The organism is Nostoc sp. (assembly GCF_036917555.1).
Taxonomy (GTDB): Bacteria; Cyanobacteriota; Cyanobacteriia; order Cyanobacteriales; family Nostocaceae; genus Nostoc.
In genome coordinates, this window is sequence record NZ_JBALDD010000015.1 from 87,392 (window position 1) to 102,729 (window position 15,338).

A 15,338-nucleotide genomic window follows, 5' to 3' on the forward strand; every position below is an offset into this window, starting at 1 on the left:
ATAATCAACAAGCTAGGAATTTACTGATTAAATAGCGAAAGCTGTTCAAAGACTGGTATCCCTTTAGGTTTCTCCTGTCTAATTAAACTATGTAAATAGTCACCAATAGCTTTAGCTAAGAGTACAGGTACAGCATTACCTATCTGTCGGTACTTAGAGGCTGTCGAACCATAGAAAATCCATGAGTCTGGAAAGGTTTGAATCCTGGCGCACTCTCGAACACTTAGAGGACGCAGTTCCTCTGGATGACACATATCTGTAGCCTTTTGGTAAGGACTTGTAGTAACAGTAGGAGACGGCTTATCCCAACATAACCTTCTGTAAAACCCTACTTTACCGCCTCCAGATTCGTAAGCGCCTCCCATTGCTTCTTTTCTCAAGTCGTTAGGTAAATCTCTCCAGTTTTGACCACTTTTTAAAAGCTTTAAATATTGAAGACGGTTTTTTGAGTAGGAAGTATACTCCAGTTGTGGATCTTCTAAGTTGATCAGGGCATCTTTAAGAGTGCGCCATTGAGGTAATAAAGAGCCATTTTTACTATGAGTAGGTAAAGGGAATGTAGCTGATTCACCATCTCTTGAACCGATAAAGATTACTCGCGCTCTGTTTTGCGGAACACCGTAATCTGCTGCTTCCATTACTTTATAAATAACTTGATAACCAAGGCGCTTAATTTCTTCTAGAACAATCTCAAGAGCGCTTCCTTGCATTTCATCTAGTTCCAGAGGAAGAGAACCCATTCCTCGTTCCAGATGAGGTCTATGACGAATGGGAGCCGAGAGTAAACCTTTAACATTCTCCATAACAAAAAAGCGTGGCTGCACTTGTTCCACAATACGTATGAAGTCCATAAACAAGCTGCCACGCGGGTCCATAACTGAACCACGTTTTCCTGCTGTGCTGAAAGGTTGACAAGGAGGGCCGCCAGTTATCAAATCTACTTCTCCAATACGTAGGGGTCTACCAAGGTTAATAACATATCCCCCTTCTTCCAAAAGATTTTGAGCAGTGATTTTCTGTATATCTCTTGCTACAGCACTATTTAGGTGAGGTCGGTTGAAAGCTATAGTCTTCGCAGCATCAGGATCTTTCTCAACAACACTTACTACCCGAAAACCTGCCTGTTCTATCCCAATATCTAGTCCACCTGCTCCTGTAAATAAACTGATTGATATTGCCCGATTGTCTATCACTGCTTTTATCCTTACAGCCTTAATCAAATATACGATTTACTGGAACCCTCAAGTCTGCTTCATGCTAACGATAGATACCTGCAATTCTAATAGTGTAAGCTTTTTGAAACAGTATGTTACAAAAATGCTATTCTCTTTTAAATATGGCAGGCGTAGACGGGCTTATCGTTAGACATTGCATTTGTACAATACACAAATTGGCTCACTTTTGTATTGAATATTCTTAGTACATATTATTACTAGATTCTTTTTTTACTCTGCACACTGTATAAATGCTAGAATCCTCAAGTAGACAGTTAGGATACCAAGATGCCAGTTGTAGCTAACTCAATCAAGTTTGGTACAGACGGCTGGCGGGGCGTTATTGGTGACGAGTTTACCTTTGAACGCCTAGCCCTGGTCGCGCCAGTTGCCGCAAAAGTATTATATGATACATATTTTTCTACGGTGGGTAGCCGAACAATAATTGTCGGTTATGATCGCCGATTCATGGCCGAAGATTTTGCTCGTGCTGTTGCCGATACTGTCACCGCTATCGGTTTTGATGTCCTACTGAGCGAAACCTTTGCCCCAACCCCAGCTTATAGTTGGGCAGCAAAACAACTCAATGCTTTAGGAGCGCTGGTAATTACAGCCAGCCATAATCCAGGTGCATATTTAGGCTTAAAAGTCAAGGGTTATTTTGGTGGTTCTGTGCCGCCAGAAGTCACAAAAGAGATAGAAGCGCAATTGTCGGTGGGAGTACCACTAGCAGCTACCCCAGGTAAGCAAGAGAAATTCGATCCTTGGCCCAGTTATACCCAAGCACTAGAAGGTAAAGTTGATATTGCCAAAATTCGAGAAGCGATCGCCTCTGGTAAATTGACGTTATTTGCCGATGTCATGCATGGCGCTGCTGCTGGCGGATTGGCGAGACTATTAGGCAATCAGGTCAAAGAAATCAACAGCAAACGCGACCCCCTATTTGGTGGCGGTGCGCCGGAACCCTTGCCTAAATACCTTTCAAAGCTATTTGAAGTCATCAAAACTCACCGAGAAACCGATGAATCAGGTTTAACGGTGGGGTTGGTATTTGATGGGGACTGCGATCGCATTGCAGCCGTGGATGGAGAAGCCAACTTTTTGAGTTCCCAAGTATTAATCCCGATATTAATCGACCACTTAACCCTGCGACGCGGCTTTAGTGGTGAAATAGTCAAAACTGTTAGTGGTTCTGACTTGATGCCTCTTGTAGCGGCACTACATAACCTCTCAGTATTTGAGACAGCAGTTGGTTATAAATACATCGCTGACAGAATGTTAGCAGCAAAAGTGTTGCTGGGTGGCGAAGAGTCGGGAGGAATCGGCTATGGCAGCCATATTCCCGAACGCGATGCACTGCTGTCAGCATTATACGTTCTAGAGGCGATTGTAGAATCTGGTTTGGATTTAGGTGAGTATTATCGCTACTTGCAGAAACAAACAGGGTTTACCTCAGCTTATGATCGCATTGATTTACCCTTAGCAAGTATGGAAGTGCGATCGCGTCTTTTGCAACAACTGCAAACCCAACCCTTAACAGAAATTGCCGGGTTAGCAGTAATTGATTGTCAAACAATTGACGGCTACAAATATCGTCTAGCTGATAAAAGCTGGTTAATGATTCGGTTTAGCGGTACTGAGCCAGTTTTACGGCTATACTGCGAAGCCCCAACAATTGAGCAAGTGCATCAAACTCTTGCTTGGGCGAAACACTGGGCAGAGTAAAATTAATTATTAGTCATTTGTCCTTGGTAAATGACCAATGACCAATGACTAATGACCAATGACTAATGACCAATGACTAAATTACTTGTAGTAGCTACAGGAAATCCAGGTAAGTTGCGGGAAATGCAAGCTTACCTGGAAAATTCTGGTTGGGAATTAACCCTCAAACCTGAAGAGTTGGAAATTGAAGAGACGGGCGAAACCTTTGCCGCCAACGCTTGTCTAAAAGCTTCACAAATTGCTAAAGCTACGGGAAACTGGGCAATTGCTGATGATTCGGGCTTGCAAGTAGATGCCCTAAATGGCGTACCAGGAGTGTATTCTGCACGTTACGCCAAAACTGACTCAGAACGGATTGCTAGGCTATTGAGGGAATTGGGAAACGAGGTAAATCGACAAGCCCAGTTTGTTTGTGCAGTAGCGATCGCTCGTCCTGATGGTGCGATCGTATTACAATCTGAAGGTATTTGTCGTGGTGAAATTCTCCACACGCCTCGTGGTGATAGTGGTTTCGGCTACGATCCAATTTTTTATGTGCCAGAGTTGCAATTGACCTTTGCTGAGATGACACGGGAGTTGAAGGGGTCAATAAGTCATCGAGGCAAGGCTTTTACAGTTTTACTTCCCCAACTAGACACAGTGCTTATTCCTGAGTCCTGAGTCAGGAGAAGATAAATCACCATTTGGCTTTACTCATTTTAAATTGACTTCAAAATAATTATGTAGAAATTTAAAGAATTGGATGGATTAGAGAAAAGGAAAGCAAAGACATAAGCTTAACCTCTTGTTAATATAGTTTTACCTTGCTTGATTATGGAGAAATATAATAATTTGCAAAGCATTTCAAATTTCCACCATTTTTATAACAAATCAAGCAAGTCTAATTACTATTTAAATCATATAAGAATTTACATATGCTGAAGCTAGCATTGTTAATTGGAGTAAGTAAGTATGAGTCTGGTTTAGCCCCTTTAGTTGCTGCCAATAGGGATGTATAGGCAATGCAGCAAGTGTTGGTAGATCCAGAAATTGGTGGTTTTGATGAAGTAAAACCTCTGATAAATCTTGAGCGACAAGTGATGGAAGAAGCAATCTTTTCCTTGTTTGCAAATCGTGAAAAAGATGACCTTGTACTACTGTATTTCTCTGGACATGGAATTAAAGATGATAGTGGTAATCTTTATTTAGCAAGCTGTAATACCCGCAAAGAGCAAGAAAAGTTGGTTCAGCCAACTGCGGTGGCAGCAAGTTATGTACAGAACACGATGAGTGATAGTCGCTCTAAACGACAGGTGGTGATTCTTGATTGTTGCTTTAGTGGTGCTTTTAGCCAAGGAATGAAGGTTAAAGATGACGGTTTCATACCTATTAAGCAACAATTAGGTGGAGAAGGACGAGCTATTCTTACCTCTTCAACTTCAACTCAGTATTCTTTTGAACATCCAGGATTTGAACTTTCTCTTTATACACATTTTTTAATTGAGGGTTTGAAAACAGGCGTAGCAGATTTAGATAGTGATGGGAACATTTCCATTGATGAACTACATACATATACTAGCCAGAAAGTTCAAGATACTGCTCCTGGAAAAATGAAACCTGAATTTTATCCATTCAAAGAAGGTTACAAAATTTTCTTAGCTAAAGTACGCATTAATGACCCAAAGTTGGAATATCGTAAAGTAGTTGAACGTTATGTCATAAACGGCAAATTTTCTAAATTTACACGTAAGCTGCTAGATTTAAAGAAAGATAATTTAAAAATAACTTTATCCGAAGCCAGAAAAATTGAAAATGAAGTTGTCAAACCTTACCAAGAATATAATGCTAAATTAAAAGAATATAAGGAAATGCTATCAGAAGCAATTCAGCATTTTTATCCTTTAGATAATTCTATTATTGATGATTTTAAGTTAATTCAACAAGACTTTGGACTTAGAGAAAAAGATGCAGTCAGAATTCAACAAAGAATTATTGCTCAACGGGAAGCAGAATTTTTAATATCTTTAGCTACTAGCATTTTGGATAAGCTTGGATTTGAGGAGTATTTCATAAAGAGTAAAGGTATATCCCCTCCATGTGTAGCTTATAAATTCAGGCAACCTAGAGAAGCCAATGAATTTTATCAACTTGTCTTACTTCAACGAAATGATGGTCTAGAAATTTATATTCTTAAAGAGATTTTGAATATTGGTTTATTAAAAATGAAATGTTGGGAATATAACGAATTTACGGGAGAAGCAGACGCTTTAACAAAAGGTGTTTTTTGGATATTACCTAGTAAAACTGATATCTTTTTAGATTCACTTCACCCTGTATATGCAGATTTATTGAAAGGTAAAGTACAAGGTGATTTTTCTTTGAATCGATTTTACCAACATGAATATGGAAATGAAGAATTCACTAAGCCTAAATTTTCCTTAGTTGAATTTCCCTTTGAGATAATCAGTAACAGAAGCGATAGCTATTTAGTAGTTAGTGACACTGAACTTTTTACCAATACTTGGAAAATATCTCTTATATCCCGTGAAGTACTAGAAGAGGTTATTGATTATTTATTCCAGCAAATGACGATACAAGGTTTATTACAGCCACTTCCCAGTCCTATTGGTAACACTGAAAATCCACCTATGAGTAGTTGAACGAATAATGTATGCCAAGGAATCCCATTGAAGCCCGACCCAGCAACTAGATTGCACAGCATTAGTAGGTGAAAATGTAAACTAAAAGAAATAAAGCGTAACTAAGTAAAAAACTCTTGATGCTGTTTCTTACTTTTTTTGTGTCCATTTCAAACTCAATAAAAGGCATTGCTGATTTAAGAAATGAAAGACTATCTCAAAGTTAAGATTTTCGATATATTTCATCCTACTATTCAGCAAGGCCCACCATACTGCCACTCAGTACTCAGTATTTAGTACTCAAACTGCTTCTGTGTTCTTTTCGCCGGTACGAATCCGAATCACTTGCTCAACAGGCGAGATGAAAATTTTACCATCGCCGATTTCACCAGTGCGGGCAGCAGCAATAATTTTATCTACTACCATATCAACTTGATTGTCGTCAACAACGATTTCCACTTTGAGTTTTTGCAGAAACTCAACAGTGTACTCAGAACCGCGATATCGTTCAGTTTGGCCTTTCTGCCGTCCGAACCCCCGGACTTCAGAAACAGTCATGCCGACAATACCTGCGTTAACCAAGGCAATTTTTACCTCATCTAGCTTAAATGGGCGGATGATAGCTTCTACTTTTTTCATCTTCTTGACTCCTGACTTCTACTAGCTTCGTTTATATATCTAACCAGATCCACTGTCGGAAGCTGTAACTAGCAGAGCTTTTCCTAAAAGATATGTAATAATTACCACTTTCTTAAAGTGTAGATGCATTGCCTGATGCTTGAGACATGAGAACCAGCAAGGATTTATTAATTGGACAATCTTTGAGGTTCTAACATAAAGAAATTGCTGTCAACTTAGCATTTTATGTAGCTTTTATAACCTAAAAATAGATAAATTCCGTTATTTAGCAGATATCCTCAAATATTTAGACAGTAATTGCAGAAAAATTGCTCGGTAGCCTAGTTACTGACTGTGGGAGTTTCAAACTAACGTTTCTGATGTTCAAACAAGGGACGCACAACGAAATATCCAGCGCTAAAGGCAGTAAGCATAATTAATAAGATGGTGATAATTAACCACCAGCCATTGAGTCCCTTGACATCTGGCTCAGTAGTGGAATAATAACTTACTTGTTGCTCTTCTATAAAAACTGGTTCTGGTATCGGGAAATTCATTTCCATTACAGGTGTGGAAAAGTTTTGGCGGTGGCTTTTTTCGGGTGGGGCTTTGGGGACAACAGGTGGACGCGGATAGGAAACCTGCTGACGTGGAGGTGCTTGAGTTACTGGCTGTTTGGCGGCGCTTTTTACGCCGCTAGAAGCTTGAGTAGCTTGGTGATAATTAGGCGTAGTATGAAAATCCACAAAATTTTGCAAATGAGAAAAAGACTCAGCAACTTTGATAATTTCTTGACGTAATAGTTGATTTTCTTGTACTAGCTGCTGATTTTGAATGGTGAGTGCATTTAGCCTCGCCTGTGCTGCTTGCAACTCTGTTGATAATTCCCTGTATACAGATAATGGTACAGAGGCAGGGTAGGCTTGAGTAGTCGGTGTTGGCGAATTCCTGTGAACAGAACCTATGGTTGTTCGCATCGGGGGCTTGGTATTAAAAATTAAAGTAATTAGATCGTACAGAGATGCTAACAGAGATAGTCACCCCTGAAACTATGCCCAAGAATAATAGAAAAATACCGAAAGGGCAAAGATTTTTATTTGGGCCTTGGGGATGGAGTACTGAGAAAACTTTTCTCTAGTCCCCATCCCCAATGCCCAGTCTCCAATCTCTAATCACTAGTCTCTAGTCCCTAGTCCCCACAATGGGAAGAAGTGTCCCACAGGACCTTGCCCTTCGCCAATATCTAGGGCGTAAGTGAGTGCGGTAGTCACATATTCCTTTGCCTGTTGCACTGCCTGCCACAAATCTTTTCCTTTAGCTAGATTAGCAGCGATCGCAGCTGATAGTGTACAACCAGTACCGTGGGTATTTTTTGTCTCTACTTGTTGGCAAGTCAAAACTTCCAACTTGTCCCCATCAAACCAGATATCTACGCCACGCAAATCTCCCTGCATACCTCCGCCTTTGACTAAAACAACCTTCGTCTTTAAAGTCTTGTGAATAATTTCAGCAGCAGCTTGCATATCCTCTAAAGAATTAATTTGTAAACCGCTCAAAATTTGAGCTTCATAGCGATTGGGCGTAATCATAACCGCTTTGGGAATCAGGGCATGGCACAGAGTCTTTACAGCATCATCATCAATCAATTGTGCTCCCGTGCGTGACACCATTACTGGGTCAACTACTAAATTATTGATTTGTAAAGCTTCCACTTGCTGGGCAACAGCAAAGATAATTTCCTGATTGAGCAACATTCCCGTTTTGACAGATTGTACGCCAATATCCTCAACTACTGCCTGAATTTGCGCCACAACAGCCTCTGTTGGCATAGCATCAACTCTCTTCACTCCTAGAGTGTTTTGTGCCGTGACGCAGGTTATAGCGCTAGTACCGTGGACACAGTGAAAAGCAAAGGTGCGTAAATCAGCTTGAATTCCTGCACCGCCACCGCTATCTGAACCAGCAATGGTTAAAGCAACGGGTATTCTGGAGTTTATTTGGGTGTTCATATTATGAAGATAAAGTAAGTTGGCATAATCAAACCAAACTATCTCAAACATTGATGAACTAGGTTAAAACCCTCTTCCTTCCAACCTCCTTGCTGATCGCAACCACAAAGATTTGCCACAACCTGACTTGAAAGTGCTGTTAATGGTAGCGGGGCGTTTGCTAAAGAAGCGATCGCTTCTTTAAAAATGTTTTAGAAAAAATTCATAAAATCCTTGCACAAAGCGCTTTACACTCCCATATCACTCTGAAAATTAACAGGACTCCAGCATGATATCTCCATAATTTTTTTGAGAATGTTGTAAAAAATATAACCTTGTTCAGCGTATTCACTGGTTTAAATTCTCTATGTAAAGGTTAGTTTTAATACATGAGTTCACAAGGCTCAGTTACACCGCATACAACAAGTTCGACTAAGTTGTTACATTAGTTCCCTTAAATTAAGGGGTAAACCTACTAAAGTTTCAACCAATTCAACTTTGACCACTCAACAAACGCAGAGATGACAGGAAATGTCTTTGGCTTTGCGCTGCATTGTCTGCGTCCAAATTGGTCGATCACCTTCAATAAAACATTGACGATTGACGGTATTGACATTCCTACTTTAACCATTAACGGTTGATAGAAGAAAAATTTTAAGTTTTACAAAAGTGTTTCTACAATCGACACGATTTTAAGTTGTGATCGGACAACTGTGACTGTTTTTAACAGTGCAGATAGATGACTCATTCAAATAACTACTTAGCAACTGAAGAAAGTTGCTGAAATTGTACTACCAATTTTCCTTACACATATTCGGAGTAAACAAATGGCTGGCACAACATACTACGTTTCTGCAACAGGCAGTGATAAAAATAAAGGCTTAGACGAAGATTCTGCATTTCTCAGCTTGGGTAGAGCCGTGTATGAAATGAAAGCAGGTGACACGCTCTACGTCATGAATGGAAATTATCAAATGAAAGGGGTTACGCTTTTAAACTTGAATGGCTCACCAGATAATTGGACAACAATAAAAGCTTATCCAGGGGCTACGCCGACGATAACAACAACGGGAAGTGGCATTAATATATTGAGTTCATCCTATGTGCGGATTGAAGGACTTGATATAAAAGGCAATCGGGAAAACATCACTCTCGACTATGCCTTGAAAGAGAAGGATAAGCCTAACCCTGACCCCTTGATCAGTAGTAATGGAATTGCTGTTAATGCATGGAAAAACAACGCTGGTGTAAGTGGTACTAATCCTCATCATATTGTCATTACTGGTAACACAATTCGTAACTTTCCAGGTGGAGGCATAGCATTCAGTAATTCAGACTATATAACTGTTGAGAAAAACATTGTGTCTGGAAACGCTTGGTATTCACCTCACGGCAATCAGGGAATAACCTCCCTCAACAGTTTTAATTTTGATAACAATACTACTGACTACAGAATGATTTTTCGAGACAACATTGTCTACGATAACAAAAGTTTAGTTCCATGGAAAGATGGAGGCACTGACAAAATCACTGAGGGACATGGGATTATGCTTGATACTACTGATATCAGCAAAGATAACGTGGCCTATACAGGTAAGGCATTAATTGCAAATAACATTACTTACAACAATGGAGGTGCAGGCATTAATGTTTTCAAAGCTACCAATGTTGATGTTATCAATAACACGGCTTACAAGAATGGCCAGGTTCTAGCAGATTCTGGAGAGATTGGTGTTACTTACTCGGAAAATGTACGTGTCTACAACAACATTTTGTATGCAAGCGACAATCAAAATGCTAACAGAATTAAGTATGACACAAATGTAATTTTCGATCGCAATCTTGTTTATAACTCGAACCAATTCCAAGCTTCAGATAATTTAAACGCTACAGGGTTACAAAATCTTTTGGGTCAAGATCCTCAATTTGTTGATCCAGACAAAGGGAATTTTGCACTCAGACCTGGAAGTGTTGCGGTTGATGGTGGTTCCAATGCCTTCAATAGCATCACTAAGAAGACTCCTCAAGATGGTGATGGTAATGGCAGTACAGTCATTGATATTGGTGCATACGAAGCTCCCCGCAACCCTACCAAAACCCCAGAAATTCAAGTTCTCAATGGCAATATTGACATTATAGATGGCAACACCGCCATTAATTTTGGCGAGACTCTTGTTGGTGAACCCTTGACTAAAACCTTTACCATCAAGAACATCGGTATAGCTGCACTCAAGCTGAGTAATCTTAAACTTCCCGACGGATTTAGTTTGGTTGGAACTCTTCCAACGAGTGTGGCTGTTAATGCTTCCACCACCATATCGGTGGCACTCAACCCCACTACACCCGGCATTTATAGTGGCAGCCTCAGTTTAAACAACAACGATATTAATGAAAGCCCCTTTGACTTTGCTATTAGTGGCACAGTTACTACCCCGGAAATTCAAGTTCTCAATGGCACTGTTAACATTACAGATGGCAACACCACCGCCATTAACTTTGGTGAAACGACTGTTGGGGATACCTTAACCAAAACCTTTACCATCAAGAACACCGGTACAGGCGCACTCAAGCTGAGTAAACTTGATCTTCCAGATGGATTTAGTTTGGTTGGAACTCTTCCAACGAGTGTGGCTGCCAATGCTTCTACTACCATATCGGTGGCACTTAACCCCACTACAGACGGCAGCTATAGTGGCAGCTTCAGTTTAAACAACAACGATATTAATGAAAGCACCTTTGACTTTGCCATTAATGGCACAGTCAAACGCGCTCCTGCCCCAGGAATTCAAGTTCTCAATGGTACTAACTCCAATGACACCTTTATTATCCAACGAGGCGATGGCAATTACAGCATCACCAACTTTGGTGGTGTCGGTACTGGCTCAAACCCTCCGGCTACGGTGGTTGCCAAGATAGACACCTTGCAATTTATTGGGACTGAGTTGACTGCGAGAAATCTGCAATTAACTCAAAATGGCAACAATTTAGATGTCACCTTTGGAAATGTGGGTAATACCAAAGTAACTCTGCAAAACCTTAAGTTAGAAAACTTAGACAACTTAGCCGCATCGACAACAAGACCTGCCATCGGCAATATCATCTTTGATGGAGAAGACACTGTTACTAAAAGCTTTGATGTGATTAGTGCCAACTCCACTCAAACGTATATTTCCACTGCAAACTGCGTCACTTTCCTCAATGACTTGAACAATAACATCAGCGGTTTTTACAATTCCAACGACGTGATTAATGGTCAAGGGGGTAATGATACCATCAATGGCAGCGGTGGTGACGATCTACTGCGGGGTGGTACTGGCAACGATCTTCTGATTGGTGGACAAGGCAATGATACTCTTGTGGGTGGTATCGGTGCTGACTCTTTCCTCTACGACACCGATGCTATCTTTAATACTGCTGTTGTGGGTATTGATACTATCGCTGACTTCAATCGCTCTCAAGGTGATAAGATTGTCCTCGATAAGACTACCTTTAGTGCTATTACTTCTGATGTGGGAACAGGTTTTAGTAACGCCAGTGATTTTCAAATCACCAGTTCAGGAGCACTTAGCAATGCTGAAATTGTTTACGACCGTATGACTGGGCAGTTATTTTACAATCAAAATGGTAGCGATGCTGGTTTCGGCAGTGGTGGTCAATTTGCACAACTTACTGGTATGCCTTCTCTTACTGCCTCTGATTTCATCATTCAAGCATAGGTGGGTCGGGTCAACTGAGTGGAAGTGTAATCCAAACATGAATCGAGTTTAAGGCGGCTTTCAATTAGATAGACCACACCTATAGGAGCACAACATCTAGTGAAAAAGAATGTAGAGATGTAGCCGTGCTACGTCTCTACGAGAGTTTTGGATAACGTATATTTAATTTATGGAGATGTTGAATAAATTAGTAGTCAAGTAAAAGCCATTGAAAAAACATCTTTTTAATAAAAATGTCGTTGCCCATGAATAATATCACTACTAGCGATCTAACTTTTTGACCAGAAATAGCCGTATTATTTGTCACTTATAGTTTTAATATAACTACTGCTGTGGTTGCGATCGCAAGTCTTGTAATACTCCCTGCAAAAACTTACCCCATTCTGCTGCCAAAGGGATTTCTGTAAACGGAACCCGCACTGAGTTACTAGATTCGGAAAATAGAAATTCTAATTCTATAGAGCGACCTTTCTGCGGTGGATTATTTACATCTACTGATTTGTCATCTACTAAAAGCTGGATTTGTTTGATATCAAGCAAGGAGAATGTTTCTAGTTTAATAGGCCCTTGAGGCGTGGGTTTTCCCCAAGTGATATTGTTGTCTTTTTGACCTAATACAGCATAAATATCATACTTGGCCCGTTCAAATTGCTCTGCCCAAGTGCGATAGGCTTCGACTTTTTGATACTCCTTCGAGCCTTGCCAAGCCAACCAGAAAAACATTACTAACAGCGGCAACCACAAAAGACCACGTTCCATCGTTTAAAAAAATCCTCAGTTCTGAATAAAACTTGTAACTAAAAGTGCAAAATCTACCAACAAGGGGTGCAGATAAGTTATGGTATGAGCAAACTGGCAAAAAGCGGTGATGAGTTAATATGAGAAAACTTATATTATTGTGCTTGTTTGTCATTGGGCTGGGAGCTGCTATATTTGGTTTCCTGAATTTTCAGGGATTGGCAGCTAAAGGAGAGTTTGAGACGATTTTGCTTGATTTTCGGGAAGATATTCCATCACTTGTAGTGGAACAGAACCTGCAAGCGATCGCCAAACAATACAACGTTACACCCCAATTAGACAACAAGTTTTCCAAAAAAGATAATGTGTATATTATCAAGGGCGATCGCCAACGGCTCCAACAACTGAAAAAATCTCAGTTTGCCCAAGCTACAGAATTCATTGAACCAAACTATATCTACAGCAAGATTCCACAACCAGGTAAAGCCGCTTGGTTAGGAGAATTTTTGCGACCCCAAGAAGATGAAGAAGCAAGTCCTTCATTAATTGGTCCCAATGACCAATATTACAGCAAGCAGTGGAACTTGCACAAAATCGGTATTGAAGGCGCATGGAGTCAAACCAAAGGCAGTGGCATTACAGTCGCAGTTATTGACACTGGAATTACCAAGGTTCTCGACTTGCATGAGACAAAATTCGTCAAGGGCTATGATTTTGTTAACGACAGAGAAGAAGCCACAGACGATAATGGTCACGGTACCCATGTTGCCGGAACTATTGCTCAAGCCACAAATAACAAATATGGCGTCGCTGGAATTGCCTACGAAGCCAGTCTGATGCCGCTGAAGGTACTCAGTTCATTTGGTGGCGGTACAGTTGCCGATATTGCCGAAGCGATTAAATTTGCTGCTGATAAAGGCGCAGATGTGATTAATATGAGCTTAGGCGGTGGCGGTGAAAGCAAGTTGATGAAAGATGCGATCGAGTATGCCCATAGAAAAGGTGTAGTTATTGTTGCCGCAGCCGGAAATGAAAACACCAATGGAGCAAGCTATCCAGCCCGCTATCCCTATGTCATCGGCGTTTCGGCAATTGGCCCAGATGGCGAAAGAGCGCCCTATTCTAACTTTGGTGCAGGGGTAGATATATCTGCTCCTGGTGGTAGTGAGGCTGGTAAGATTCTCCAAGAAACTATCGATGAAAATGGCGAAGGCATATTTCTGGGTTTCCAGGGTACAAGTATGGCTTCTCCCCACGTTGCTGGTGTTGTAGCATTAATTAAAGCTGCTGGCATCAAAGAACCAGATGAAGTTTTAAAAGTCCTCAAGCAATCGGCACGAGTTATCCAGGATGATGGTTTGAACTATTATGGCGCTGGACAACTCAATGCAGAAGCAGCAGTCAAACTAGCCTTTAGCGGGCAAATCAGTTTCCCAGATTTCTTTCGGTGGTTACGGGATAGCGGCTATCTTAACCCCGGCTTTTGGATTGATGGTGGTGCGATCGCACTGTTACCCAAGGTTTTAATGGTAGTTGGTTCCTATCTGCTAGCTTGGTTTTTACGCGTTTACTTCCCCTTCGCTTGGAGTTGGTCTTTATCCAGTGGACTAATTGCCGGTAGTTCTGGGTTATTCTTCCTCAAGGGAATCTATATTTTTGATCTTCCTCAATGGCCTTTCCGGGTTTTGGGCAGTTCAATTCCCGAATTAGGCAATACCCTCCAGGGAACTGATGCATTAAATCCTCTATTTGCCAGTGTACTAATTCCCATTGTGTTGATGGCATTGCTGCTGGGACATCCTAGTTGGAAATGGTTTGCCATTGGTTCAACTTTAGGTATAGCAGCGTGCTTAACTACAAGTGCGTTTTTCGAGCCGACAGTTTGGGGATTGGGAAGTGGTCACTTAGCACGCCTCTTCCTCATTGCTAATGCCCTAATCTGTTATGGACTTGTTCGTTTAGCATTGAAAAACGAAGAGAAAATTGCGTAAACGGGGAGTGGGGAGTGGGAAAGAATTTTTAATAACTCCCTACTCCTAACTCCTAACAGACGCGATTAATCGCGTCTCTACTCCTAACTTTTAACTCCCCCACTCAGCACTGTTATGAGCATCACACTTACAGGTACAGTCGAACGTCGTGATATTGGTACAGGCGCATGGGCGTTAGTTACAGAAGAGGGCGTTACTTACGAAATCCTCAGAGGGGCTGACAAAGACTTACTCAAAGCCGGACAAAAAGCAAAAGTTAAAGGACAGGTGCGTGAAGATATTATGACAACTGCCATGATTGGCCCTGCCTTAGAGGTCAAATCTTTTGAGGTAATTAGTTCTGATTAGCTGTGGAATTCAAAACTTCTTGCAGACGGCTTCTAAACTCCCCTTTGGGATGACCTCCTTTTACTTCACCAACAATCTGAAATTCCCCCTCTGGAGAATTGCAGATGATGTAAGTAGGCCATCCCATTTCTGATTTATCGGGATATTGAGTCAATAAAATCTTGCGATACTTGCGGTAAGCAGTCGTATCTTGCATTTTTACATCAATAAATTCTAAACCCAGTTCTTCAGCCACCTTTTTGTCATAAAAAGACATTTTGTGGCAGATGCCGCATTCTTCTGAAGAGAACTTAATTACAGCTAAACTCATGGGTTGGCTACTCTTTGATTATAAACAAAGTTTTTTAGCATAATGCCATGAAATATTACCATATAGCTGGTC

The 15,338-nt window shown here is 40.9% G+C and carries 12 protein-coding genes; 6 read left to right on the top strand and 6 right to left on the bottom strand.

The genetic code is table 11. The features are described from left to right. Positions 1–20: 20 nt before the first annotated feature. Complete coding sequence (locus V7K60_RS05560; RefSeq protein WP_334923630.1) at positions 21–1,193, bottom strand: DNA cytosine methyltransferase; 1,173 nt, start codon at positions 1,191–1,193, stop codon at positions 21–23. A 309-nt stretch (positions 1,194–1,502) separates the two neighbouring features. Here V7K60_RS05560 and V7K60_RS05565 point away from each other — a divergent pair, with 309 nt between their 5' ends. From V7K60_RS05565 to V7K60_RS05575, 3 genes are all read left to right on the top strand, one after another. Next, positions 1,503–2,939 (top strand): phosphoglucomutase/phosphomannomutase family protein, encoded by a 1,437-nt coding sequence (locus tag V7K60_RS05565; RefSeq protein ID WP_334923632.1) that lies wholly within the window; start codon positions 1,503–1,505, stop codon positions 2,937–2,939. A gap of 72 nt (positions 2,940–3,011) precedes the next feature. Continuing rightward, positions 3,012–3,599 (top strand): RdgB/HAM1 family non-canonical purine NTP pyrophosphatase, encoded by a 588-nt coding sequence (gene rdgB, locus V7K60_RS05570; RefSeq protein ID WP_334923634.1) that lies wholly within the window; start codon positions 3,012–3,014, stop codon positions 3,597–3,599. Between the two features lie 341 nt (positions 3,600–3,940). Then, the gene (locus V7K60_RS05575) at positions 3,941–5,578 is read left to right on the top strand and encodes a caspase family protein (protein ID WP_334923636.1); all 1,638 of its coding nucleotides are present in this window, start codon (positions 3,941–3,943) and stop codon (positions 5,576–5,578) included. Positions 5,579–5,857: 279 nt separating this feature from the next. Here V7K60_RS05575 and V7K60_RS05580 read toward each other — a convergent pair whose 3' ends face one another. The 3 genes from V7K60_RS05580 to thiD form a co-directional block, all read right to left on the bottom strand. Continuing rightward, positions 5,858–6,196, bottom strand: coding sequence for a P-II family nitrogen regulator (locus tag V7K60_RS05580; protein ID WP_012410794.1), 339 nt, complete (start codon positions 6,194–6,196; stop codon positions 5,858–5,860). Positions 6,197–6,543: 347 nt separating this feature from the next. Beyond that, positions 6,544–7,152: a hypothetical protein gene (locus V7K60_RS05585; RefSeq protein ID WP_334923638.1), complete on the bottom strand. Its 609-nt coding sequence runs from the start codon at positions 7,150–7,152 to the stop codon at positions 6,544–6,546. A gap of 198 nt (positions 7,153–7,350) precedes the next feature. Then, complete coding sequence (gene thiD / locus V7K60_RS05590) at positions 7,351–8,184, bottom strand: bifunctional hydroxymethylpyrimidine kinase/phosphomethylpyrimidine kinase (RefSeq protein WP_334923640.1); 834 nt, start codon at positions 8,182–8,184, stop codon at positions 7,351–7,353. Positions 8,185–8,990: 806 nt separating this feature from the next. On the opposite strand from thiD, the gene V7K60_RS05595 reads away from it, so the two are divergent. After that, a complete protein-coding gene (locus V7K60_RS05595) occupies positions 8,991–11,879 on the top strand; it encodes a choice-of-anchor D domain-containing protein (protein ID WP_334923641.1) in 2,889 nt (962 codons plus the stop codon). A 324-nt stretch (positions 11,880–12,203) separates the two neighbouring features. Here V7K60_RS05595 and V7K60_RS05600 read toward each other — a convergent pair whose 3' ends face one another. Next, positions 12,204–12,638, bottom strand: coding sequence for a hypothetical protein (locus tag V7K60_RS05600; protein ID WP_334923643.1), 435 nt, complete (start codon positions 12,636–12,638; stop codon positions 12,204–12,206). Positions 12,639–12,757: 119 nt separating this feature from the next. On the opposite strand from V7K60_RS05600, the gene V7K60_RS05605 reads away from it, so the two are divergent. Together V7K60_RS05605 and V7K60_RS05610 are read left to right on the top strand one after the other, a co-directional pair. After that, entirely contained in the window at positions 12,758–14,608 is a 1,851-nt protein-coding gene (locus tag V7K60_RS05605; RefSeq protein WP_334923645.1) for a S8 family peptidase, read from the top strand. 114 nt (positions 14,609–14,722) lie between these two features. Further along, on the top strand, positions 14,723–14,956 hold the full coding sequence (locus V7K60_RS05610) for a hypothetical protein (protein WP_289796246.1): 234 nt from the start codon (positions 14,723–14,725) through the stop codon (positions 14,954–14,956). Here the strand turns inward: V7K60_RS05610 and V7K60_RS05615 are convergent. Then, on the bottom strand, positions 14,943–15,266 hold the full coding sequence (locus tag V7K60_RS05615; RefSeq protein WP_094327275.1) for a thioredoxin family protein: 324 nt from the start codon (positions 15,264–15,266) through the stop codon (positions 14,943–14,945). The genes V7K60_RS05610 and V7K60_RS05615 overlap by 14 nt on opposite strands. Positions 15,267–15,338: the final 72 nt, after the last annotated feature.

What these genes read in the sequence shown, in the direction of transcription:
- V7K60_RS05565 (WP_334923632.1), top strand. Translation starts at nt 1,503, where the DNA reads ATGCCAGTTGTAGCTAACTCAATCAAGTTTGGTACAGACGGCTGGCGG.
- rdgB (WP_334923634.1), top strand. Translation starts at nt 3,012, where the DNA reads ATGACTAAATTACTTGTAGTAGCTACAGGAAATCCAGGTAAGTTGCGG.
- V7K60_RS05575 (WP_334923636.1), top strand. Translation starts at nt 3,941, where the DNA reads ATGCAGCAAGTGTTGGTAGATCCAGAAATTGGTGGTTTTGATGAAGTA.
- V7K60_RS05580 (WP_012410794.1), bottom strand. Translation starts at nt 6,196, where the DNA reads ATGAAAAAAGTAGAAGCTATCATCCGCCCATTTAAGCTAGATGAGGTA.
- V7K60_RS05585 (WP_334923638.1), bottom strand. Translation starts at nt 7,152, where the DNA reads ATGCGAACAACCATAGGTTCTGTTCACAGGAATTCGCCAACACCGACT.
- thiD (WP_334923640.1), bottom strand. Translation starts at nt 8,184, where the DNA reads ATGAACACCCAAATAAACTCCAGAATACCCGTTGCTTTAACCATTGCT.
- V7K60_RS05595 (WP_334923641.1), top strand. Translation starts at nt 8,991, where the DNA reads ATGGCTGGCACAACATACTACGTTTCTGCAACAGGCAGTGATAAAAAT.
- V7K60_RS05600 (WP_334923643.1), bottom strand. Translation starts at nt 12,638, where the DNA reads ATGGAACGTGGTCTTTTGTGGTTGCCGCTGTTAGTAATGTTTTTCTGG.
- V7K60_RS05605 (WP_334923645.1), top strand. Translation starts at nt 12,758, where the DNA reads ATGAGAAAACTTATATTATTGTGCTTGTTTGTCATTGGGCTGGGAGCT.
- V7K60_RS05610 (WP_289796246.1), top strand. Translation starts at nt 14,723, where the DNA reads ATGAGCATCACACTTACAGGTACAGTCGAACGTCGTGATATTGGTACA.
- V7K60_RS05615 (WP_094327275.1), bottom strand. Translation starts at nt 15,266, where the DNA reads ATGAGTTTAGCTGTAATTAAGTTCTCTTCAGAAGAATGCGGCATCTGC.